Origin of the sequence: Streptomyces sp. NPDC052020, assembly GCF_040680575.1 — a bacterium.
Lineage (GTDB): Bacteria > Actinomycetota > Actinomycetes > Streptomycetales > Streptomycetaceae > Streptomyces.
The window spans coordinates 67,553-90,157 of record NZ_JBFAWY010000028.1 but is presented as its reverse complement, the minus strand read 5'-3'; the positions used below and the strand labels follow the sequence as shown (position 1 = coordinate 90,157).

The following is a 22,605-nucleotide window of genomic DNA, read 5'->3' as shown; positions in this document are numbered from 1 at the left end:
CGGAGCCCGCCGCGCCGGTGACGGCGGGCAGGCGCGCCGGCTGAGCCGCGCGGCCGCCCCGGGCGGGCCTCAGGCGCGCGGGGCCCGTCCCGGAGGCGGCCCGCTGCTGCGGCGGACGACGAGGTCGACCGGTACGAGGGAGTCGGCCGGCGGCGGTTGGCCGGTGCCGTCGATCCGGTGCAGCAGCAGGCGCAGCGAGCGGGTGCCGATCTCCGCGAAGTCGGTGCGCACGGTGGTGAGCGGCGGCAGCAGATGGGCGGCCTCCGGGATGTCGTCGTAGCCGACCACGCTGACGTCCGCGGGCACCGCGCGCCCGGCCTCGTGCAGCGCGTGCAGCAGCCCCAGCGCCATCTGGTCGTTGGACACGAACACCGCCGTCAGGTCGGGGTCGCGCGCCAGCCGGCGGCCGAGGTCGTAGCCGGAGTCCGCGCTCCAGTCACCGGCGAGGGGCTCGGGAACCTCGGCCCCGGCCGCCTCCAGCGTGGCCCGCCAGGCCGCCAGCCGCTGGTCGGCGGAGGACCAGCCGGCCGGGCCCGCGACGTGCCGGACGGTGCGGTGGCCCAGACCCAGCAGGTGCTCGGTGGCCTTGCGGGCGCCGGTGCGGGAGTCGCCGGTGACCAGGGGGATGTCATCCGCCAGGGCGTTGTCGAGCACCACCAAAGGCGTGTCCAGGTCGGCCTCCGCCAGCGCGCGGCCCACCCAGCGCTGCGGGGCGATGGCGATCACCCCGTCGGCGCCCTCGGCCGACAGGCGGTGCACGGCCTCCGTCACGGTATCCCGGTCGGCCGTGTCCAGGGCGATGGAGCTCACCAGATAGCCGGCCCTCTGCGCCGCCGTGTTGATCGCCGTCAGAGCGGACGCGGGGCCGTAGCGCGCCGCGTCGAAGGAGATGACGCCGAGCATCCGGGTCCGGCCGCTGGCCAGCGACCGCGCGCTGCGGCTGGGACGGTAGCCGAGCGCGCGCATGGCCTCCAGGACCGCCTCCCGGGTCGCCGGCCGCACCGCCGGGTGGTCGTTGAGCACGCGGGAGACGGTCTGCTTGGAGACCCCGGCCAGCCGTGCGACGTCGGCCATCACGGGGCGGGCCCCCGCGAAGCTGCGTCTGCTGCGCCGCCGGGGCGCGGAGCCGTCGTCGGCGCTTGACGTCATGGCGGGTGCTTCCTCGGCGTAGGTACGTCCGTACACAAGGACATCCGTACGGGGGCACGTCCGCACGGTGGTACGGCTGGACAGCGGCGGCCCGGCGGGGCCGGACGGCCGGCCGGGTGCGAGCCCAGCATAGGCGGGTCGCCCGGCGGCGCCGCCGGGGACCACCGGGCCGCCCCCTGCACCGCGCCGCCGGGGCCGGCCGGGGCGCCGCGCGGAAGCGGGCCCGTCGCGCGCCGCTCAGGACTGCGCCGGTCCCAGATCCGGGGTGTCGGTGAGCAGGATGCGGGCGGACGCGGTGCCGTGCAGCTCCAGCAGCAGGAGTTCGTTGGCGCCGGGACGCAGCACCGGGGCGGGTACGTAGAGGGTGCGCTGCGGGCCGCGGTTCCAGTAGCGGCCGAGCGGGAAGCCGTTGACCCACGCCTGGCCCTTGGTCCAGCCGGGCAGGGCCAGGAAGGCGTCGGCGGGCGCCGCCACCTGGAACGTCCCGCGATGGAAGGCGGGGACGGCGGACGTCGCCTGTCCGGCCGGGACGAACGGGACCGCGTCAGCCGCGTCCGGGCCGTCCAGCGGCAGCGGATGGCAGACCCAGTCCCGCAGTGCGGTGCCCTCGAAGGAGACGGGGCCCAGCAGGCCCTTGGGGGTCCCGATGTGCGACCCGTAGTTGACCCCGCCCATGTTCTCGACGAGCACCTCCAGCGTGGCGCCGGGGCGCGGGATCCGCACGGGCAGCGTCTCGTCGTGGCGTTCGCGCTCCAGCACACCGGCCGGGGCGCCGTCGACGAAGACCTGGGCGCGGTCGCCGACCCCGCCCGCGAAGCGCAGCAGGCCGTCGCCGGAGCGGGGCACCGAGGTGCGGTACAGCGCGAAACCGGCGCGCTGCCCGAGCGCGTGCATCGTCGGCGGGTCCTCGGCCCGCACCGGAGCCCCGAGCAGGCTCGCGTGCGGCAGCAGCGGCGCGCGGCGGTCCAACGTCACCTCGGTGGGCGGGAGTTTGGGGCCCGGCGCGGGGACCGGCTCGTCCGGGACGGGGGCGTGGCGGGCGATCACCTCGCGCAGCGCGTGGTACTTGGGACCGGGGTCGCCCCACTCGGTGAGCGGTGCGTCGTAGTCGTACGAGGTGACGGTCGGGGCGTAGGCGTGGTGGTGGTTGGCGCCGTTGGTGAAGCCGAAGTTGGTGCCGCCGTGGAACATGTACAGGTTGACGGAGGCCCCGGCGGACAGCAGCCGGTCCAGGTCGGCGGCGGCGTCGGCCGCGTCCCGCACGTGGTGCGGGCCGCCCCAGTGGTCGAACCAGCCCACCCAGAACTCGGTGCACATCAGCGGGCCTTCGCTCTGATGGGCGCGCAGACGGGTGAGGGACTGCTCGATCCGGCTGCCGAAGGTGCCGGTGGCGAGCACGCCCGGCAGGCTGCCCGCGGCCAGGTGCGCCGGGTCGGCCTGGTCGCAGGTGAACAGCAGTTCCTCCACGCCCCGCGAGCGCAGTGCGTCGGCCAGGTGCCGCACATACGCCGTGTCGTCGCCGTACGCCCCGTACTCGTTCTCCACCTGGACGGCGATGACCGGTCCGCCGGACGCGGCGAAGTGCGGCAGGAGCGGGGGCAGCAGGAGGTCGAGGTAGCGGTCGACGGCACCGGTGAACCGGGGGTCGCTGCTGCGCAGCCGGATGTCCGGGTCGGCGGTGAGCCAGGCGGGCAGCCCGCCGCCGTCCCACTCGGCGCAGATGAAGGGCCCGGGGCGCAGCAGGACGTGCAGCCCCTCCTGGCCGGCCAGCCGCAGATAGCGCGGCAGATCGAGCAGCCCGTCGAGGACGAGGGGGCCCTCGGGGTCCGGTTGGTGCAGGTTCCACGGCACATACGTCTCCACCGTGTTGAGCCCCATGAGCCGCGCCTTGCGCAGCCGGTCGGCCCACTGCTCCGGGTGGACGCGGAAGTAGTGCAGGGCCCCGGAGACGATGCGGAACGGCTCGCCGTTCAGCAGGAATCCATCGGACGTCGTGGTCAGGGCGGGCATGGGTCGCTTCCCTTCGGATCGGTGCGTGCGGACGTCGTACGGCCGGAGCGGGCCGGTCAGGGGCGGTGCGGGCGGCGGGTTGCGGTGGCGCGGGCCAGCCACAGGGCGGCGGCCAGGCACAGCGCCGAGACACCGCCCAGCAGCAGTGGTACGGCGCGGACGCCGGACCACTCGATGGCCCGGCCCAGTGCCGGTCCCGCCGCGACCCCGCCCACCATGGAGGCGGCGATGACCAGGGCGCCGGCCCTCGCCGCGCCGGGCGCGGCCCGGTGCAGCCAGGGCAGGCCGGTGGGGAAGACCGGGGCGATGAACAGACCGACCCCGGCGTACGCCCAGGGCGCCAGCGCGGGGACGGAGGCCAGCAGCAGGCAGACCGTCATCCCCGCGCACGACACCGTGACGATTACCGGGGCCGGGAACCGCAGCGCGAGCGGCGCGGCAGCGAAACGGCCGACGGTCATCATCAGCCAGTAGACGGACGTGGCGGTGGCGGCGAATCCCGCGCCGTAACCGACCGCCTCCAGGTGGGTGGGCTCCCAGCCGCCGACCCCGGCCTCGACGCCCACGTGCAGCACGTACAGGACGACGAACGCGGCGAGCAGCGGGCCCACCCGGCGGACCGGCGCGCGCCGCCGCTCCTGCCCCGGAGCGGGCTCCGCCGCCCCGGCCGGCCGGGACGCCCGGTCCCGTACACCGCGCAGGAACAGCAGCGGCGCCAGACCGGCGAGCGCGAACACGAGGAAGACCGCCGGGTAGTGCTCCGCGCCGACCGCGCCGACGACCGCCGGGCCGAGGATCGCGCCGATGCCGAAGTGGGCGTTCAGCACGTTCAGCATCGCCGTGGAGCGGTGGCCGAACCCGGTCGCGAACAACTGGTTGAGGCCGTAGTCGATGCCGCCGAAGCCCAGCCCGGCCAGCAGCGCCATGCCCAGCGCCACGGGCCAGCCGGGCGCCAGGGCGAACCCGGCCGCGCCCACCGCCATCAGCAGGTACGAGGCGCCCAGGAGCCGTCGGTCGCCGATCCGGCCGTAGCACCGGTCGAAGACCAGCACACCGGCGACACCGCCCACGAAATGGGCGCTCAGAGCGAGCCCGGCGGCGGAGGGGCTCAGCCCGAAATCCTCCCGCAGTGCCGGGATCGCCGGCCCGTACAGGGCCTGCAAGGCGCCGATGAGCACGAAGCCCGCGCAGGAGGCGACCGCGGCGGCCCGGGTGAAAACCGGGGCGGACGGGGTCGCCGGGCCGGCCTGGGCTCGCTCGGCGGTCGGTTGGTCGGTCACGGCGGACTCCGCGGGACGGCCCGCTGGGGCCGCGGGCGGGGACTGGGGCACGTAGGACGAGCTGGCACCGTAACAGTTACCGGTAACATTAGTCCCGTCAAGAGTCCGGCCGGGGGCGCGCCCCCGGGAGCCTGTCCGGTGCCGCACGACCACTGCCCGCCCCTGCCCCTGGGGTGGCCCGGGAGCACGTTCCGGGCCCCCGCCGCCGGGTAGCCTCCCCCGGACGGCGCACCCCTTGCGACAGGCAGGCAGGTCGACATGGCGGACCCCGCGCACTGCCCGAACCCCGTGGCGGACCCTCCCGGTGCCGGCCCGGCGGCCCGGCGGCTGACGGTGGAGAGGCACGGCCTGGACGTGATCGCCCGGTCCGAACGCAGGGGCACGCCCCGCACTCTGTTCTGGCCGTGGTTCGGCGCCAACGTCTCCGTCCTGGGCCTGAGCTACGGGGCCTTCGCGCTGGGCTTCGGCATCTCCTTCCGCCAGGCCCTGGCCGCGGGCGTGCTCGGCATCGTCTTCTCGTTCCTGCTGTGCGGCCTCGTCGCGGTCGCCGGCAAGCGCGGCTCCGCGCCGACGATGGTGCTCAGCCGGGCGGCGTACGGCGTGCGCGGCAACCGCCTGCCGTCGGTGCTCTCCTGGATGCTCACCGTGGGCTGGGAGACCGTGCTGTGCTCCCTCGCCACGATGGCCACCGCCACCGTCTTCTCCCGGCTCGGCTGGGGCGGCGGTACCGGCACCAAGGCGGCCGCCCTGGTGCTGGTCTGCGGGCTGACCGTCGTCGTCGGCGTCATGGGCTTCGACCTGATCATGCGCCTGCAGACCCTGGTCACCGTGGTCACGGGTGTGCTCACCGTCGTCTACGCCATGCTGGTCGCCGACCGCGTCCACTGGAGCGCCGTGGAGGCACTCCCCGCGGGTTCCGCGCAGCAGTTCACGGGCGCGCTGGTGTTCATGATGACCGGCTTCGGCCTGGGCTGGGTCAACGCCGCCGCGGACTACTCCCGCTACCTGCCGCGTACGGCCTCCGGGCGGGGCGTGGTCGGCTGGACCACCTTCGGCGCCTGCCTGGCCCCGCTGTTCCTGCTGGTCTTCGGGCTGCTCCTGGCGGGCTCCTCCGGAGACCTGGCCGCGGCCGTCGCCGCCGACCCCATCGGCGCGCTCGCCACCTTGCTGCCCACCTGGTTCCTGGTCCCGTTCGCCGTCGTGGCGGTGCTGGGACTGGTCGGCGGCGCGGTCCTCGACATCTACTCGTCCGGCCTCGCACTGCTCTGCGCGGGCCTGCGGGTGCCTCGCCCCCTGGCCGCGCTCGCCGACGGCGTCCTGATGATCGCGGGCGCCGTCTGCGTCGTCTTCGTCGCCGACGACTTCCTCGGCCCGTTCACGGGCTTCCTGACCACGCTGGGCGTCCCGATCGCCGCCTGGTGCGGGATCATGCTCGCCGACCTGGCGCTGCGCCGCCGCGACTACGACGAGCGCGACCTGTACCGCCCCCGGGGCCGCTACGGCGACGTACCGCCGCTGCCGCTGCTGCTCACCCTGGCCGCCACCGCGGCCGGCTGGGGCCTGGTCACCAACGAGGCCGCGCGGTGGCTGTCCTGGCAGGGCTACCTGCTCGGCCCGCTCGGCCTGGGCGGCGCCACCGGTGCCTGGGCGTACGCCAACCTCGGCGTCCTGGCCGCCCTCGCCCTCGGCTTCCTCGGCACCCTGGCGCTGGGGCGCGGGCGCGTCCGCCGGCAGGAGCGCCGGGCACCGAGCCCTGCGGACGCCGAAGGACCGGCCGGGTGAACGGCGCCCCGTGCGGCCCCTGTGACGCGCTGCCGGTGGCGTGTGCCCGCCGTCCGCGCGGGCGGGCGGTGGACCGCCACCGGGCTCCCGGCCCGGGCTCACGGCACTCGCTCGCCGCGCAGGATTGCGACGGGGACCACCGGGTACGCGAGGCAGGACCGCGTCCGGACCGATCGACCTCAGCATCTTCCGGGCGGGCCCGAACGAGCGCGCCCCGGCCGGTCTCTCCCGGGCGGGCCGCACGACCGCCGCTACCAGGGATTCACCATGGACACACCCGCGAACGACAACACCGCCACGCCCGCCCAGCGCGCGCTGGACGCGCTCGCCGAGAACACCGAGGACACCACGGCGCTGGAGACGCTCGCGAGCAGCGACGTACTGGTGCCCGTCCCCGACGACGCCGCCGACGAGGACGCCACCAACCCGGCGATCGTGGCGCTCCCCGTCCTGGAGCAGCCGGGCGGCGGACAGGTCGTGCCCGTCTTCACCTCCGAGCTGGAGATGTCCGAGCTGCTGCCCTTCGTCTCCCGCTACCGGCTGGTACCGCTGGGCGCCCTGGCCGCGCACTGGCCCGCCGACGACCTCTCCCTGGCCATCGACGCCAGTTCGGACCACCGGCTCACCCTCACCTCGGAGGGAGTCCGCACCCTGCTCGCCCGCCCGTAAGGAGGGCGACCGCCGAAGCCGTTCCGGGTGCCGGCGCGCGCGGGCGCGCCAGCGCACGGAGCCACGCCGGGGTGCCGGCCGGTGTCCCACCGCCCCGGCCGGCCGGTGTTCCGTGCCGGGGCCGGGGCCGGGGCCGCAGGGACCCGCCGGTGTCTCACAGGGCCGCGTCGCGGTGGGTCGGTCGGCCGTCGAGGACGGTCAGCAGCACCGGCAGCGTCGCCAGCTCGGTGGCCGGGACGGCGAGCGGGTCGTCGGCGAGGACCGTCAGGTCGGCGCGGTGGCCGACGGCGATCCGGCCGGAGATCCGCTCCTCGCCCGCCGCGTAGGCGGCGTTGACGGTCATGCCCCGCAGCGCCTCCAGCGCGGTGAGCGCCTGCTCGGGGCCGTGCGGCGCCCGGGTCAGGTCGCGGGTCGGCCGGCGGTGGCGGGCACCCGCCATGACACCCAGCGGCGGGTAGGGGGCGATGGGCCAGTCGGAGCCGAGGACCACGACCGCGCCGGAGTCGTGCAGGTCGCGGCAGCGCCAGGCGCGTGAGGCGCGCTCCTCGCCCAGGCGGCGGGACCAGTTGTCGGTGTGGTCGGCCCGGGTGAAGTCGCAGCAGTGGGTGGGCTGCATGGAGGCGACGACGCCGAGGGCGGCGAACCGGCGGAGGGTGTCGTCGGGGACGGTCTCGATGTGCTCGATGCGGTGGCGCACCCCGCTCGGGCCGTCAGCCTGCGCCTTCTCCACGGCGTCGAGGGCATGCCGTACGGCCGCGTCGCCGATCGCGTGGGTGGCCGTGGGCACCCCGGCCCGGTGGAGCGCGCCGACGACACGCGTGTACTCCTCGGGGTCGGGCCAGAAGGCGTGCGTGGACTCGCCGTGGCAGTCCGGGCGTTCCAGCCAGGCGGTGCCGTTGTCGACGGTGCCGTCCATGAAGATCTTGACGCCGGCGGTCCGCCACAGCGCGCCGCCCGTTCCCTGCTGCTCGATCAGCGCGCGCACCCCGTCCTCGCCGGTGCCGGGCTGGCACCAGGGCGCGACGCGCAGCCGCAGCGGCAACCGTCCGGCCGCGTCGAGTTCGGCGTAGAAGGCGAGGCTGTCGCCGTTGGCGTCCATGACGTGGCCGCCGGTCAGGCCTGTGGCGGCCATGGCGCGCAGGGCGGCGGCGAGCCGGTCGCGGCGCTCCTCGCGGGTGGGCTGCGGGGCGACGCGCTCCACGAGCGCGCAGGCGGCGTCCTCCAGGAGCAGGCCCGTGGGCCGGCCGTCGGCGTCGCACACCACCTCGGCGGTGGCCTGGGTGAAAGCGCGCGGCCCGTCCACCCCGGCGAGTTCCAGCGCACGCCGGCTGGCCAGCATGGAGTGCGCGTCGAACAGCAGCAGCAGTGCCGGTATCCCGTCGAGCACGGCGTCGAAGGGGGCGATCCCGACGGGGCGCCCGTCGAAGACGTTGGGGTCCAGGCCCCAGCCCTGGAGCCACGCGCCGGGGGCCAGATCCCGCACCGCGCGGGCCAGCGCCTCGCGCACCTCCTCCAGGTCGCCGCACCCCGACAGGTCCAGGCCGTGGGCCAGTTCGGCGCCGGAGACGGGGTGGACGTGCCCGTCGACCAGGCCGGGCGTCACCACGGCTCCGCCCAGGTCGATCACCGTGGTCGAGGCGTCCGCGAGTGCGCGGATCCCCCGGTCGTCACCGAGAGCGGTGATCCGCCCGCCGGCCGCGGCCAGCGCGGTCTGCGGCAGGAACGCGCCGGTGGCCGGGTCGAGCAGACGGGCCGAGAGGAGGATGAGGGAGGTGCGCACACAGGCTCCTTGGGGTGGGGTCACTTCGGGGCGGCGGCGATCAGGGCGCCCGGCGGCAGCCCCAGTTCGCGTTCGGCGGTGGTGACGGGCATACGCCGCACCTCGGGCGGGTCGTCGGCGGTGTCGGCGCTGTTGACGAGCATGCCGAGGCCGTCGAGGACGACCAGGATCCGGATGGCCGCCAGCGGGGGGTCCTCGGTGCGGAACTCTCCGCAGGCGACGCCGTCGCGGACGAGTCCGACGAGCCGGTCGCGCCAGGACGCCTCCTGGACGGCGACCCGCTCGCGCAGGGCGGGCCGGTAACGGCTGAGGTGCCGGGCGTTGAGCCACAGCCTGCTGATGTCGTCGTACGCCTCACCGGACGTCAGGGCGAGGAACCGGGCCAGGTGCCGGGTCGGCGTGGCCTCCCCCCGGTCGGCCGGGAGGAGTTCGTCGAGTTCCGCCGCTGCGGCGTCGCCGAACGCCTCGGCCACCAGGTCCTCCACGGCCGGGAAGTAGTGGCTGATCAGGCCGGGCCGGACGCCGAGTTCGTCGGCGATCCGCCGCAGCGTGATGCACTCCAGCCCTTCAGTCAACGCCACCACAGCGGCGGCCGCAACGATTTCCGCACGTCTGGCGGCTGGAGACTTGCGGTTTCGCTTGTTCGGAACGCTTGACGGCATGGAATCGATGTTATTGAGTGTGCGACCAACAAGCAAGCAGGTGGGTACCAGCACCCGGAGGGGGCCCCATGGCGTCCACGATTCCCGACCCATGTCCCGGCACCGGCGCCGCCCGTCCGGAGGCGCCGCCCGCGCCGGAGGGGGCGGTCCGCGTCGAGGCGCACGGCATCGACCACATCCCCGAACAGGAGCGCCGCGGCCATCCGCGGCGGCTCTTCTCCGTCTGGGCGGCGGCGAACGTCAACTACCTCAGCCTCGTCATAGGCGGCGCCCTGGTCCTCATGGGCCTGACGCTCTGGCAGGCCCTCGCGGTGATCGTGGTGGGGAACCTCTTCTGGGTGCTCACGGGGCTGTTGTCGGTCTCGGGCCCGGCCGCGGGTGCCCCGAGCGAGGTGATCACACGCGCGATGTACGGGGTCCGCGGCAACCGCGTGAACAACGCGGTCGTCGGCTGGATGATCTCCGTCTGCTACTTCGCCCTCAACCTGGCCGCCGCCGCGACCGCCGCCTCCTCCCTCGCCGAGATGGCCGGCCTCACGGCGGGCACCGGCGTCAAGACCGCCGTCGTGGTCGTCATCGCCGTCCTCACTCTGGCCATCGGCGTCTACGGCCACGGCATGATCATGAAGCTGTACCTCCCGATCACCCTGGTCCTCACCGCCGCCTTCGCCGTCGTCGCGTTCGGCGTGCTCACCCACGCCGACCTCGCCTACACGCCGGCCGAGCCGCTCACCGGCACCGGCCTGTGGACGGCCCTCCTCGCCGGTGTCACCCTCGTGGGCGCCGGGCCGCTGTCGTACACGACCAGCGCCGACTTCTCCCGCTATCTGCCGCGCACCGCGTCCGCGAAGGCGATCGTCGGCTGGACCGCCCTGGGCGGTTTCGTGCCCAGCGTCGTCGTCTGCTCGCTGGGGGCCCTCGCCGCGACCGCCGTCGACATGACGGACCCCCAGGGCGGGCTCCGGCCGATCCTGCCCGGCTGGTTCCACCCGGTGTTCCCGCTCGCCCTGGTCCTCGGCACCATCGCCATCAACGCCCTGACCGCCTACAGCGCGGGGCTCGCTCTCCAGGCCGTCGGCATCCGCGTCCGCCGTTCCCTCAGCGTGATCGCCGACGGTGCCGCCGCCGTCTCCCTCACCCTCTACGGGCTGCTCGTCTCCGACTTCCTCGACACCGTCAGCGATGTCCTCCAGCTGACCGTCGTGCTCCTCGGACCCGCCATGGCCGTGTACGCCACGGACATCGTGCTGCGCCGCAACCGCTACGACGGTCCCGCCCTGATGGACGAGACCCCCGACAGTCCCTTCTGGTACACGGCGGGCGTCAGCCGGGCCGGCGCCCTGGCCCTCACCGGAGGCGTGACCGCGGCTGCCCTGTGCGTCAACACGCTCTACACCGGGCCGGTCGCCGGGGCCCTGGGCGGCCTGGACCTCTCCCTCCCCGCCGGCCTGGCCGTCGCCTCGGCGCTCTACGCGCTCCTCACACGCGCGGACGGTGCCGCGCACCGCGCGGGCGTCCGCGCGGAGCGGACCCGCTGATTCACCGGCAGCCGCCCCATCCGCGGCGGCCCCGCACTCCCTCGCGCGCCCGTGAGCGCGGCGACCGGCACACCTGACCGGGGCCGCGTCCCCCGGCGTGGTGGCGCCCGCGAGAGGCCGGGCTGCCCCGGGGGTGCCGGTCGTGCGAGGTCAGTCCGTGTGGGACGGGCCCCGGTCGCCCAGCATGCGCTCCAGCACGGCCCGTTGCAGCGGCAGCACCTCGGCGTGCAGGTCGCGGCCCCTGCGGGTGAGGGCGACCCACACGCCACGCCGGTCCTCGGCGCAGACGGACCGCTCCACCAGGCCGTCCTTCTCCAGCCGGGCGATCAGCCGGGACAGCGCGCTCTGGCTGAGGTGGACCTGGCCGACCAGGTTCTGCACCCGGCACTGGTCGCCTTCTCCGGAAGTGGCGGACGCGAGGATGTCGAGGACCTCGAAGTCGCTCGCGCCCAGACCGTGCGGGTGCAGCGCGCGGTCGATCTCGCACATCGTGCGCGCGTGCACCGAGAGGATCTCCCGCCACCGTTCCTCGAGCCCCGTACCGGCCGTCTTGGCTGCCATAGGTGCACGGTAACACCGCCGGGACCATTCCTTGTGTATGCAACTAGTGCGCGTGCAAGGAACCGGTCGCATGACCGGCCGCGACCTGCGGGTCGGTGACCGCGCCGCGGAAGTGCGGGTACGCGGCGAGCTCGTCGTGCCCGCAGTCCAGCGCGCACTCGACCAGCGCCAGCGCGGCCCGGGCGGCGGCGATCCGGTCCCGCAGGGCCTCGGCCTCCCCGCGCGGCACCGCCTGGCGCGCCTGGGCGCCACCGGACCCCAGCAGGGCACGCAGGGCGTCCGGCGACAGCCCGGCCGCCTTCCCGCGCAGGACGACCGCCACCCGCACCGCGTCGCCATCGCCGTAGCGCCGCCGCCCCGCTGGGTCCCGCGCCGGGGACAGCGAGCCGGCCGATTCCCAGTGCCGCGGCACGTGCGGGGCCAGTCCGAAGCGGGCCGCGAAAGCGCCGATGCCCAGGGGCGCGGCCCACGGGTCCGGCTGCTCGGTTGACTTCATGCCGACATCGAGTCGCAGTGTCGTGCCCATGATCAAGAGATCCGAGAACCCGGCGGACTCGGGCGGCCTCGCACGCCGGTGTGAGGCCCTTACTCCGGGCGGTCCGGCATTCCCCGGCCAGGTGGCGGCCGAGGAGGGGTGACGAGCCGGCCCGAAGCCGTGGTCCCTGAGGGGCGTACGGCCGGGACCGAGGCTGGGCCCCCGGACGGACTGGCCGCCCGGCTCGACGCCGCGGACCGCTTGCCCGGCGCCCGCGAACTGCGCATCCTCTCCTACGACTTGCCGGGCGGCGCCGCGTCCGTCGTGGACGTCGGCTGTGGTGCCGGACGTGGCGTGGCAGAGCTGGCGGAGCGGGGTGTCGCGGCCGTCGGCGTCGACCGCGACGAACGGATGATCGCCCTCGCCCGGTCGCGGTGGCCGCACGCCGACTTCCGCGTGGGGGACGCCCGCCGGCTCCCGCTGCCGGACCGCGCGGCGGGCGGCTACCGCGCCGACCGGGTCTTCCACGAGCTCGCCGACCCCGGCCGGGGCCCTGGCGGAGGCCCGCCGGGTACTCGTCCCGGGCGGACGCGCCGTGCTCGTCGGCCAGGACTGGGACACCCTGGTCGTCGACTCCGACGACCCCGCTCTCACCCGAGCGCTCGTGCACGCCCGCGCCGGCACGGTCACCGCGCCCCGCGCCCACCGGGCCCTGCTCCTGGACGCCGGTTTCCGGGACGTGTCGGTCGGCGTCCATACGCTGGTCCTCACCGGCCCGGGTGCGCTGCCGGTGCTCGTCTCCCTGGCCCGGGCCGCGTCGGCGGCCGGTGCCGTGGGCCGGGAGCGCGTCGACGGCTGGCTGGCCGGGCAGCGCGCCCGGGCCGAGGCCGACCGGCTCTTCGCCGCCGTCCCGATGTTCGTGGCGGCGGGCACCGCGCCATCCACGCAGGCCGCGGTGACCGGGGACGGACCGGAGTCCCTCCGCGGGTTCCCTTGTTCGTGACGCCAGGGCCGCGCCCCGCGCGGGTTCGGCCGTTCCCGAGTAGCGGAGGCGCCGCCGCCCCGCCCGCGTCAGGTCAGGCGTCCGGGGCGGCGACCGCCCCGCTACGTGGACCGCCGCTCGACCAGCTCCGTCGGCAGGATCACCGCCGCCGGGTCCTCCCCGCCGATCTGGGCGAGCAGCACCCGCACCATCTCGGCGCTGATGCGGTCCCAGGGCTGGCGGATGGTGGTCAGTTCGGGGCTGGCGGCGACGGCGGCGGGCGAGTCGTCGAAGCCGCCGACCGCGACGTCCTCCGGCACCCGGCGCCCGGCCCGCCGCAACGCCGTCAGCACGCCCTGCGCCATCAGGTCGGACGCCACGAACACCGCGTCCACGTCCGGAGCCTGGGCCAGCAGCCGCTCGGCGCCCGCCTCGCCGCTGGCCCTGCTGTAGTCGCCGGACACGACGAGGTCCTCGTCGAGCGGGACGCCCGCCTCGGCGAGCACCTCCTTGTAGCCGGCGAGGCGCTCCACACCGCCCGGGGTGTCGAGCGGGCCGGTGACCATGCCGATCCGCCGCCGCCCGAGTCCCAGCAGGTGCCGCACCATGTCGCGGGCGCCGTCCCGGTCGTCGGCCGCCACGTAGCTCACCTTGGAGCCCAGCCCGATCGGCTTGCCGCACGCCACCAGCGGCACGCCAGCCGCCCGCAGCTCCTCGGCGACGGGGTCGCCGGAATGGCTGGAGACCAGCAGCACCCCGTCGACGTGCCCGGCGGTGATGTACCGGGTGATGCGCCGCCGTTCGTCGTCCGTCCCGGCCAGCATCAGCAGCAGCGGGATGTCGTGCGCGGCCAGCGCCTGGGTGCAGCCGCGCAGCAGGACGTTGAAGTTGGGGTCCTCGAAGAACCGCTCCTGCGGCTCGGTCAGCAGGAAGCCGACGGAGTCCGACCGGCCCGTGATCAGCGAGCGGGCGTGCCGGTTGACGACGTAACCCGTCTTGCGGATGGCGGCGTTGACGGCCTCCTGCGCGGCCGTGCTGACGTAGTGCCCGCCGTTGAGCACCCGCGAGACGGTGCCCCGCGAGACCCCCGCCACGCGGGCCACGTCATGGATCGTCGGCGGTCTGCGCCGGCCCCCCGTGTTGCTCATGGTCATGACTTTACGGCCCCGGAGAGCAGGTCCAGGCTCCAGAACCGCTGGACGACCAGGAAGAGCGCGACCAGCGGCAGCACCGCGAGGAACGCGCCGGTGATCACCAGCGTGTACAGGGCGGGGGTGTTGGCCCCCTGTTCGAGCAGCGTGTACAGGCCCAGCGTGATCGGGAACTTCTCGTCGTCGCTGAGCATGATGTACGGCAGCAGGAAGTTGTTCCACACGGCCACGAACTGGAACAGGAACACCGTCACCAGGCCCGGCAGCATCATCGGCAGGGCGATCCGGGTGAAGATCCGCCACTCGCTCGCGCCGTCCATCCGCCCGGCCTCCACCACGTCGGCGGGCACGGCCGCCGTGGCGTAGATCCGCGCCAGGTACACGCCGTACGGGGAGAGGATCTGCGGCAGGAGCACGGACAGGCGGGAGTCCGTCAGGTCCGCCTGCGCCAGCAGCAGGTACTGCGGGACGGCGAGGATCACCGGCGGCATCAGCACCCCGGCCAGCAGCACGTTGAACAGCGTCTCCCGGCCGCGGAAGCGGTAGAGGGCGAGGGCGTAGCCGGCGAGCGCCGACACGGCCGTGGACAGCAGGGCGCCCAGGCCCGCGTAGAGGGCGGAGTTGCCCATCCACTGCCAGTACACGCCGTCGCGGTAGGCGCTCAGTTCGGTTAGGTTGCCGGTGAACCCGGTTCCCGGCAGGAAGGTGAAGGTGGAGAACAACTCCCGGCCGGACTTGGTGGCGGCGATGACCACCCAGGCGACCGGCAGCAGGCAGTAGACCGCGCCGAGCAGCAGCGTGACCGTCGGGACGAACGCGATCCGGCGGCGGCGCGGCGGGCCCTGGGCCGTGCCGGGCGTCGTGCCCGCCGCCGGCGCTGCCTTGCGGACGGCGAGTGTGCTCATCGTGCTGCCTCCTGCTTGTTGCGGCGGTTCGCGGCGCGCAGGAAGCCGAAGGACAGCACCAGCGTGGCCAGGGCGATCAGGGTCGCCTGGGCGGCGGCGGCGTGGATGTCGCCCTTGCCGAAGGCGTCCTGGTACACCTTCATCAGCGGACTCCAGGTGGTGGACACGGAGTTGGTGAGGGGTTTGAGGGTGGTCGGCTCGTTGAACACCTGGAGCGTGGCGATGATCGAGAAGAAGAAGGTGAGCACCAGGGAGGGCGCCACCATCGGGATCTTGATCCGCAGCGCGATCTGGAGCGGGGTGGCCCCGTCCAGCTTCGCCGCCTCGTACACCTCGGCCGGGATGGCCTGGAGCGCGGTGTAGATGACGATCATGTTGAAGCCGGTGCCGCCCCACACCGCGATGTTCGACAGGGCGAGGTAGAGCGGACCGCCGTCCAGCAGGTCCGGCTGCGGCAGGCCCAGCTTGTCGAGCACGAAGTAGAACGGGCTGACGTCGGGCAGGTACAGGAAGCCCCACAGCAGCGCCGCGACGACGCCGGGAATGGCGTACGGCAGGAAGATCGCGAGCCGGGTGACCGGGGTGAAGCGCACCTTCTCCGAGTCCAGCATCAGCGCGAACAGCAGGGCGAGGCCCAGCATCACCGGCACGACGACGCAGCCGTAGCCGAGGACGCGCAGCGCCCCGTTCAGCAGCTCGCTGTCGGAGAGCGCGTCGGTGTAGTTCTCCAGCCCGGCCCACACCTCCGTGCGGGCCCCGGAGCCCAGCCCGAGGCCGGACACCTTCACCTTGCGGAAGCTCAGCCAGACCGCGTAGCCGATGGGCAGGGCGAAGAAGAGGAGGAACAGCGCGGCCGCGGGCAGGACGAAGAAGTAGGGCGCGCGAGGCGCTCCCTTGCGGGCGGTGACGGGGGAGGGGCGGCCGTACGGGGCGGTCCCGGCCCCGTACGGCTTCCGGCGTGCGGTGGTGCTGGTCACGGAGCGACCTCGAAGCCCTGCTTCTTCAGGTCGGCGACCGTGTCGTCCTGCATGGTGTCCAGGGCGGCGGTGAAGTCCGACTTGTTCTTGGCGGCGGCGCCGAAGGCGTCCTTGAAGGACGTGTAGGCGACGTTGACGTTCGGGCCCCAGGCGGACGGCACGGTCGTCTCCGCGATCTCGGCGGCCTTGGTGTAGAAGTCCGGCTGGTTGGAGAAGTACTCCGGCGGGCTGGTGAAGGCGCCGCTGAGCTGGGCGGAGGTGGACGCCGGGTAGATGCCGCCCTCCTTGGCCAGCGCGCTCAGGGCGTCGGCGTCGGTGTTCAGCCAGGTGGCGAACTTCGCGGCGGCCGCCTTGTGGTGGGAGTCCGTGGTGACGGCGGTGGAGGAGCCGCCCCAGCTGCCGGTGCGGTTCTCGTTCGCGGACCACTGGGGGAGCGGGGCCATGGCCCACTTGCCCTTGGTGTCGGGCGCGGCCGTGCTCAGCGTGCCCGGCGCCCAGACGGCGCTGATCCAGGCGATCTGCTTGCCGGTGTTGAGCGCCTTGTTCCAGGCCGGGGTGTACATCGGCTGGTTGTCGACGGCGCCCTCCTTGACGAGACCGCCCCAGAACTCGGCGACCTTCTTCGTGGCGTCGTCGTTGATGCCGACCTTCCACTTCTGGCCCGAGGTGGTCCACCACCGGCCGCCGGCCTGCTGGGCCAGGCCCGCGAAGAGGCCGGAGTCGTTGGCGGAGAAGGTGGTGAGGTCCTTGTCCGGCGCGGCCTTCTTCAGCTTGCGCGCGGTCTCGGCGAACTCGTCCCAGGTCTGCGGGACGTCCAGGCCGTACTTCTCGAACAGGTCCTCGCGGTAGTAGAACATCATCGGCCCGATGTCCTGCGGCACCGCGTACACGGCGTCCGTGCCCAGTGTGGTCTGCTGCCAGACGCCGTCGGCGAACTTGCCCTTCACGTCGCCGGCCTCGTCCTCGATGTCGGCGAGCGCGTCATTGCTGACCAGCGTCGGCAGGGCCTGGTACTCGGCCTGGACCAGGTCGGGCGCCTTGCCCGCCTTGTGCGCGGTGAGGATCTTGGTGACCAGCGTGTCGCCGGACGCCTGCTTCTTCACCGTGACGGTGATCTGCTCCTTCTTGCCCGGTCCCTTGTTCCACAGGTCGACGACCTTGTCCATGCCGGGCGTCCAGGTCCAGTACGTCAGCGAGACGGGCCCCGACTGGGCCTCGCTGTCGTCGGAGGAGCCGCAGGCGGCGAGGGCGGTGGCGCCGAGCGCGACGGCGACGGCGGATGTCACGAGGCGGCGGCGCTTCGTGTACGGCATGGATTTCTCCCCTGACCTGGGTCCCCGCCTGCCGCGAGGACCTGCCATGCTTCTGTGAGCGTTCACAGTAGAGAAACATCCCGGACACTTGTCAATGATTGTTTCCGTGCGGTTATGTTGGGCCCGCACCGCTGGAAGCGTGTGTGCACGTTCCCAATTGATCGATCACCGGGAGACAATCCATGCCGGAGACCACGCCCGCAGGGCTGACCAGGCTCGCCTTCGGCGGGGACTACAACCCCGAGCAGTGGCCGGAAGAGGTCTGGCAGGAGGACGTCCGGCTGATGCGGGAGGCCGGCGTCACGATGGTGAGCGTCGGGATCTTCTCCTGGGCGCTGCTGGAACCGGCGCCGGGGGAGTACGACTTCGGCTGGCTGGACCGGGTCCTGGACCTGATGCACGCGAACGGCGTCCGCGTCGACCTCGGCACGCCCACCGTGGTGCCGCCCGCGTGGTTCTACCGGGCGCATCCCGAGGCCCTGCCGGTGTCCGCCGAGGGCGTGCGGTACGCGTTCGGCTCCCGCGGCGCCATCTGCCACAGCAACGCCGGCTACCGCGCCGCCGCCGCGCGCATCACCACCAAGCTCGCCGAGCGCTACGGCGCCCACCCGGCGCTGGCGATGTGGCACGTGCACAACGAGTACGGCGTCCCCGTCTCGGCCTGCTACTGCGACTCCTGTGCCGCCCACTTCCGCCGCTGGCTCGCGGCGGCCTACGGCACGGTCGAGGCGGTCAACGAGGCGTGGGGCACGGCGTTCTGGGGCCAGCGCTACGCGGACTTCGAGGAGATCGACCCGCCACGGCTGGCGCCCACGGTCGGCAACCCGGCCCAGGCGCTGGACTACCGCCGGTTCGCCGACGCCACCATGCGCGAGAACTTCGTGGCGGAGCGGGACATCCTGCACCGCCTCTCACCCGGCATCCCGGTCACCACCAACTTCATGACGGCCCTGAGCCAGTGCGACTCCGTCGACTACTGGGCCTGGGGCCGCGAGGTCGACCTCGTCACCAACGACCACTACCTGATCACCGACGGCCGCCGCACCCACGTCAACCTCGCGATGGCCGCCGACCTCACCCGCTCCGTCGCCGGCGGCGCGCCCTGGCTGCTGCTGGAGCACTCCACCTCGGGCGTCAACTGGCAGCCCCGCAACCCCGCCAAGGCCCCCGGCCAGATGGCCCGCAACTCCCTCGCCCACGTCGCCCGCGGCTCCGAGGGCGCCATGTTCTTCCAGTGGCGCCAGTCCCGGCGCGGTGCCGAGAAGTTCCACTCGGCGATGGTCCCGCACGGCGGCACGGACACCCGGGTGTGGCGCGAGGTCGTCCAACTGGGCGCCACGCTCGACACCTTGTCCGAGATCCGCGGCACCCGCACCGAGGCGGACGTGGCGATGGTGTGGGACTGGCACTCCTGGTGGGCGCAGACGCTGCCGTGGCGTCCCAGCGTGGACCACGACGCGCGCGAACGCGCCGACGCCTTCTACGAGGCCCTCTACGACCGCCACCTCACGGTCGACTTCGCCCATCCGGAGGCCGGCCTGTCGGCGTATCCCCTGGTCGTCGTCCCCGCCCTGTACCTGATGACGCGGGCGGCCGGGGCCAATCTGCGCCGGTACGTCGAAGCGGGCGGCACCCTGGTGGTGTCCTGCTTCTCCGGCATCGTCGACGAGCACGACGCCGTCCACGAGGGCGCCCATCCGGGCGCGCTGCGCGATGTCCTCGGACTGACGGTGGAGGAGTTCTCGCCGCTGCCGGCGGGGGAGCGGGTGCGGCTGACCGGCCCGGACGGCTCGGAGCTCGCCGGGGACGTGTGGACGGAGTTCGTCGTGCCGCGCGGCGCCGAGACCGTGTGGACGTACGCCGACGGCCTGACCGCCGGCCGCCCGGCCGTCACCCGCCACCGCCTCGGCGAGGGCACCGCCTGGTACGTCTCCACCCGCCTCGGCGCCGAGGGCCTGGACGCCGTGCTGGACCAGGCGGCGCGGGACGCCCGGATCGCCCCCCGTGCCGAGCTGCCGCGCGACGTCGAAGTGGTGCGCCGCACCGGCGAGTCCGGCAGCTATCTGTTCGCGATCAACCACACCGCGTCGGACGCCAAGGTGCCGCTGGAGGCCCCCGGCACCGACGTGCTGACCGGCGAGCGCGCCGCGGGCCGCCTCATGGTCCCGTCGGGAGCCGTCCGGGTCGTACGACTCGACGGCTGAGCCGCGACTCCCCTCCGCCCGTGCGAGCCGGTGAGCCGCGGGCGGAGGGGGCCCCTCACGACCGCGTGACGGGCTACCCACCCCCAACGTCGAAGGGACGACGGACGACGATGTTCCATCCCAGACGCACCCTGCGGGCGCTGCTCCCGGCGCTCGCGGCCGGACTCGCCCTCACCGCCCTGCCCGCGCAGAGCGCCCACGCGGCGAGCACACTCACCAACGGCGGCTTCGAAGCCGACGGCACGGGCGCGGCCACGCCCGGCGGCTGGTCCGAGTACGGCGCGAGCGCCGCGTCGTACGTCGAGTCCGGCGGCCGCGGCGGCGGCCACCGGCTGAGCCACTGGGCCTCCTCCGCCTACAAGGTGGAGACCTACCAGTACCTGTCCGGCCTGGCCAACGGCAACTACAAGCTGACCGCCTGGGTCCGCTCCGGAGGCGGCCAGAACGCCGCCTACCTCGCCCTGAAGAACTGCGGCGGCGCCGAGCAGCGCACCGACCTGCCGGTCTCCGCCGGCGGGTGGATCCGGATCGTCGTGCCGGTGAGGGTGACGAACAACCAGTGCACCGTCAGCGTCAACAGCGACGCCAACGCCGGCAACTGGATCAACGTGGACGACCTGACCTTCACCCAGGGCACGTCGGGCACGGCGATCAAGGGCGCCGACATCTCCTCCCTCGCCAAGAGCGAGGCCAGGGGCGGGGTGTACCGGACGAGCTCCGGCACCAGGGGCGACGCCCTCGCCCTCCTCAAGTCGTCCGGCATGAACTACGCGCGCCTGAAGGTCTGGGTGAACCCGGCCGACGGCTACAACGACAAGGCGCGTGTGCTCGCCATGGCCCAGCGGATCAAGGCGCAGGGCATGAAGCTGCTGGTGGACTTCCACTACTCGGACACCTGGGCCGATCCGGGCGCCCAGTCCAAGCCCGCCGCCTGGGCCGGCCATTCCTACACCCAGCTCAAGACGGACGTGTACCGACACACGTACGACGTGCTCAGCGCGCTCAAGGCCCAGGGCACCACCGCCGACATGGTCCAGGTCGGCAACGAGATCAACGGCGGCATGCTGTGGAACGAGGGCTCCACGGAGAACTGGCCGCAGCTCGCCGGGCTGCTGAACAGCGGGTACGACGCCGTCAAGGCGGTCGACCCGGCCACGACCGTCGCCCTGCACCTCGCCAAGGGCGGCGACCTGGCCGGCACCCGCTGGTGGTTCGACAGCGCGGTCGCCAACGGCGCGCGGTTCGACGCCATCGGCCTGTCCTACTACGGCTACTGGCACGGCACCCTGTACGACTTCCAGACCACCCTGGACGACGCCGCCACCCGCTACGGCAAGCCGGTCTTCGTCGCCGAGACGGCCTACCCCTTCCGTCTGGACAGCGAGGACGCGCACGAGAACATCATCGACCTCGCCGGCGAGCTCGTGCCCGGCTACCCGGCCACCCCGGCCGGGCAGACACAGTGGATGAAGGACATCGCGAGCATCGTCGAGGCCGTCCCGAACGGCCGCGGCCTCGGCGTCTTCTACTGGGAGGCGACCTGGACGGCGGTCCCCGGCAACGGCTGGGACCCGGCCGACCCGTCCTCCGGGAACGGCTGGGAGAACCAGGCCCTGTTCGGCTACGACGACCGCGCGCTGCCGGCGATGACCTGGTTCAGCCACCGCTGAGCCCTCACGATCCCCGGTCCCGTCCCCGTCCCCCGGGGCGGGACCGGGGCTCCCCGCCGAACGGCGCCCCGCCCGGCGGCAGCCCGTTCGGCCACGGCCGGCGGTGCGCCGGACACCGGGGCTTGCGCCGCGGGGCAGCGGGGAACATGCGAGGGAGGAGCCCCGGACGGAGGGGGACGAGATGCCGAGGACTCCCGCCCAGGAGACACGGCTGGCCATCCTGGACTGGCTGAAGGAACCCGCCGTCCACTTCCCGGCCCGGCGCCGCGGCGACCCGGCGGCGCGCGGCGTCGGCGCGGACGCCGTCGCCGCGAAACTGGGGGTGCCCCGCAAGGTCGCCGAGACCCATCTGCGCATCCTCACCGCCGCCGGGCTGCTGCGCACCAGCAGGATCCGGTGGCGCACGTACTACCGTCGCGACGACGTACGGATCGCCGAGGTGGCGCGCATGTTCGAGAAAGGCTGGTAGCGCGGTGCACGGCAGCGACACGACGGCCGCGGCGTCGGCGCCCCGCGCCCCTCTCGTCCCCCTCCGGTACATCGCGGTGGGCGGGCGCGGCCCCGAGGACGTGGTGGCCGATGCCCGGGGCCGGGTGCTGACCGGCGTGGAGGACGGCCGGATCCTGCGCCTGGACGGGCTGGCGGACCCGGACGCGGTCCGCGTCGAGGTGGTCGCCGACACCGGGGACCGGCCGCTCGGGCTCGACCTCCTCCCGGACGGCGGCCTGGTGGTGTGCGACGCCGAACGGGGACTGCTGCGGATCGAACCCGGCGACGCGACGGTCCGCGTCCTGGCCGACGAGGCGGCGGGGGAGCCACTGCGGTTCTGCAGCAACGTCGTCGCCCTGTCCGACGGCAGCCTCTGCTTCACCGTCTCCAGCCGCCGCTACGGCCTGGACCAGTGGATCGGGGACATCACCGAGCACTCCGCGACCGGCCGCCTCCTGCGCCTGGCGCCCGGCAGCGGCACGCCCGAGGTGCTGCTGGACGGACTCCAGTTCGCCAACGGCCTCGCGGCGAGCGCCGACGAGTCCTTCCTGGTCGTCGCCGAGACCGGGGCCCGCCGGCTCACCCGCTACCGGCTCACCGGGCCGCGCGCCGGATCGGCCGAACCGTTCGCCGAGGATCTCCCCGGCATGCCCGACAACCTCTGGCGCGCGGCACCCGGCGGCCCGATCTGGGTCGCGCTGGCCGGCCCCCGCGTCCCGGCGCTGGAGACGCTGCACCGCCGGGCGCCCGCCGTCCGCCGCGCCGCCGCCCGGCTGGCGGTCCGCGCACCCTACCGGCCCCTCGGCACGGTCGCCGTCCTCGCCGTCGACGACGAGGGCAGCGTCGTCCACCACCTCGCCCGCCGCCGCTCGGGCTACCGGATGGCGACCAGCGTCTGTACGGCGGCCGGCCATCTGGTGCTGGGCAGCGTGTGGGAGCCGGGCATCGCCGTCTGCGCGGCACCCGCCCCGACGTGACCGCGCGCCACCTGCGGCGTTAGCCTGACTC

At 74.1% G+C, this 22,605-nt stretch carries 19 protein-coding genes and 1 pseudogene; 9 read left to right on the top strand and 11 right to left on the bottom strand.

Going from position 1 to position 22,605, the window contains the following annotated elements:
* Window positions 1-69: 69 nt before the first annotated feature.
* The 3 genes from AB0L74_RS25755 to AB0L74_RS25745 form a co-directional block, all read right to left on the bottom strand.
* Window positions 70-1,149: a LacI family DNA-binding transcriptional regulator gene (locus AB0L74_RS25755; RefSeq protein ID WP_365656880.1), complete on the bottom strand. Its 1,080-nt coding sequence runs from the start codon at window positions 1,147-1,149 to the stop codon at window positions 70-72.
* Window positions 1,150-1,386: 237 nt separating this feature from the next.
* Complete coding sequence (locus AB0L74_RS25750) at window positions 1,387-3,159, bottom strand: beta-galactosidase family protein (protein WP_365656878.1); 1,773 nt, start codon at window positions 3,157-3,159, stop codon at window positions 1,387-1,389.
* 56 nt (window positions 3,160-3,215) lie between these two features.
* The gene (locus tag AB0L74_RS25745) at window positions 3,216-4,439 is read right to left on the bottom strand and encodes an MFS transporter (protein ID WP_365656875.1); all 1,224 of its coding nucleotides are present in this window, start codon (window positions 4,437-4,439) and stop codon (window positions 3,216-3,218) included.
* A 258-nt stretch (window positions 4,440-4,697) separates the two neighbouring features.
* Between AB0L74_RS25745 and AB0L74_RS25740 the strand changes: the two genes are divergently transcribed.
* Both AB0L74_RS25740 and AB0L74_RS25735 read left to right on the top strand, forming a co-directional pair.
* Window positions 4,698-6,221: a cytosine permease gene (locus AB0L74_RS25740; protein ID WP_365656872.1), complete on the top strand. Its 1,524-nt coding sequence runs from the start codon at window positions 4,698-4,700 to the stop codon at window positions 6,219-6,221.
* Between the two features lie 267 nt (window positions 6,222-6,488).
* Window positions 6,489-6,890: an SseB family protein gene (locus tag AB0L74_RS25735; RefSeq protein WP_365656869.1), complete on the top strand. Its 402-nt coding sequence runs from the start codon at window positions 6,489-6,491 to the stop codon at window positions 6,888-6,890.
* A gap of 154 nt (window positions 6,891-7,044) precedes the next feature.
* On the opposite strand, the gene AB0L74_RS25730 is transcribed toward AB0L74_RS25735, so the two are convergent.
* Together AB0L74_RS25730 and AB0L74_RS25725 are read right to left on the bottom strand one after the other, a co-directional pair.
* The gene (locus tag AB0L74_RS25730; RefSeq protein ID WP_365656866.1) at window positions 7,045-8,670 is read right to left on the bottom strand and encodes an amidohydrolase; all 1,626 of its coding nucleotides are present in this window, start codon (window positions 8,668-8,670) and stop codon (window positions 7,045-7,047) included.
* Between the two features lie 20 nt (window positions 8,671-8,690).
* Window positions 8,691-9,332 carry a TetR family transcriptional regulator C-terminal domain-containing protein gene (locus tag AB0L74_RS25725; protein ID WP_365656862.1) on the bottom strand — a complete coding sequence of 214 codons (642 nt, stop codon included), beginning with the start codon at window positions 9,330-9,332 and terminating at the stop codon, window positions 8,691-8,693.
* A 68-nt stretch (window positions 9,333-9,400) separates the two neighbouring features.
* On the opposite strand from AB0L74_RS25725, the gene AB0L74_RS25720 reads away from it, so the two are divergent.
* Complete coding sequence (locus AB0L74_RS25720; RefSeq protein ID WP_365656858.1) at window positions 9,401-10,870, top strand: cytosine permease; 1,470 nt, start codon at window positions 9,401-9,403, stop codon at window positions 10,868-10,870.
* Between the two features lie 150 nt (window positions 10,871-11,020).
* On the opposite strand, the gene AB0L74_RS25715 is transcribed toward AB0L74_RS25720, so the two are convergent.
* The gene (locus tag AB0L74_RS25715; RefSeq protein ID WP_365656855.1) at window positions 11,021-11,431 is read right to left on the bottom strand and encodes a MarR family transcriptional regulator; all 411 of its coding nucleotides are present in this window, start codon (window positions 11,429-11,431) and stop codon (window positions 11,021-11,023) included.
* Between the two features lie 43 nt (window positions 11,432-11,474).
* Window positions 11,475-11,927, bottom strand: a complete 453-nt coding sequence (locus tag AB0L74_RS25710) for a MerR family transcriptional regulator (RefSeq protein WP_365656852.1) — start codon at window positions 11,925-11,927, stop codon at window positions 11,475-11,477.
* Window positions 11,928-12,065: 138 nt separating this feature from the next.
* Between AB0L74_RS25710 and AB0L74_RS25705 the strand changes: the two are divergent.
* Both AB0L74_RS25705 and AB0L74_RS25700 read left to right on the top strand, forming a co-directional pair.
* Window positions 12,066-12,392, top strand: a pseudogene (locus AB0L74_RS25705) (class I SAM-dependent methyltransferase); the annotation flags it as partial.
* 109 nt (window positions 12,393-12,501) lie between these two features.
* Entirely contained in the window at window positions 12,502-12,909 is a 408-nt protein-coding gene (locus tag AB0L74_RS25700; RefSeq protein WP_365656849.1) for a hypothetical protein, read from the top strand.
* Window positions 12,910-13,010: 101 nt separating this feature from the next.
* Here the strand turns inward: AB0L74_RS25700 and AB0L74_RS25695 are convergent, their stop codons facing one another.
* From AB0L74_RS25695 to AB0L74_RS25680, 4 genes are all read right to left on the bottom strand, one after another.
* Entirely contained in the window at window positions 13,011-14,042 is a 1,032-nt protein-coding gene (locus tag AB0L74_RS25695; protein WP_365656846.1) for a LacI family DNA-binding transcriptional regulator, read from the bottom strand.
* Window positions 14,039-14,944 (bottom strand): carbohydrate ABC transporter permease, encoded by a 906-nt coding sequence (locus tag AB0L74_RS25690; protein WP_365656843.1) that lies wholly within the window; start codon window positions 14,942-14,944, stop codon window positions 14,039-14,041. The genes AB0L74_RS25695 and AB0L74_RS25690 overlap by 4 nt, the downstream gene beginning before the upstream one ends.
* Window positions 14,941-15,807 (bottom strand): sugar ABC transporter permease, encoded by an 867-nt coding sequence (locus AB0L74_RS25685; protein ID WP_365656915.1) that lies wholly within the window; start codon window positions 15,805-15,807, stop codon window positions 14,941-14,943. The genes AB0L74_RS25690 and AB0L74_RS25685 overlap by 4 nt, the downstream gene beginning before the upstream one ends.
* 110 nt (window positions 15,808-15,917) lie before the next feature.
* Window positions 15,918-17,234 carry an extracellular solute-binding protein gene (locus AB0L74_RS25680; RefSeq protein ID WP_365656841.1) on the bottom strand — a complete coding sequence of 439 codons (1,317 nt, stop codon included), beginning with the start codon at window positions 17,232-17,234 and terminating at the stop codon, window positions 15,918-15,920.
* 182 nt (window positions 17,235-17,416) lie between these two features.
* Between AB0L74_RS25680 and AB0L74_RS25675 the strand changes: the two genes are divergently transcribed.
* The 4 genes from AB0L74_RS25675 (at window position 17,417) to AB0L74_RS25660 (ending at window position 22,574) form a co-directional block, all read left to right on the top strand.
* Window positions 17,417-19,438 (top strand): beta-galactosidase, encoded by a 2,022-nt coding sequence (locus AB0L74_RS25675; protein ID WP_365656838.1) that lies wholly within the window; start codon window positions 17,417-17,419, stop codon window positions 19,436-19,438.
* Between the two features lie 110 nt (window positions 19,439-19,548).
* Complete coding sequence (locus tag AB0L74_RS25670) at window positions 19,549-21,108, top strand: arabinogalactan endo-1,4-beta-galactosidase (protein WP_365656835.1); 1,560 nt, start codon at window positions 19,549-19,551, stop codon at window positions 21,106-21,108.
* Window positions 21,109-21,289: 181 nt separating this feature from the next.
* A complete protein-coding gene (locus AB0L74_RS25665; RefSeq protein ID WP_365656833.1) occupies window positions 21,290-21,577 on the top strand; it encodes a winged helix-turn-helix domain-containing protein in 288 nt (95 codons plus the stop codon).
* Between the two features lie 4 nt (window positions 21,578-21,581).
* Window positions 21,582-22,574, top strand: a complete 993-nt coding sequence (locus AB0L74_RS25660; RefSeq protein ID WP_365656830.1) for an SMP-30/gluconolactonase/LRE family protein — start codon at window positions 21,582-21,584, stop codon at window positions 22,572-22,574.
* Window positions 22,575-22,605 lie beyond the last annotated feature (31 nt).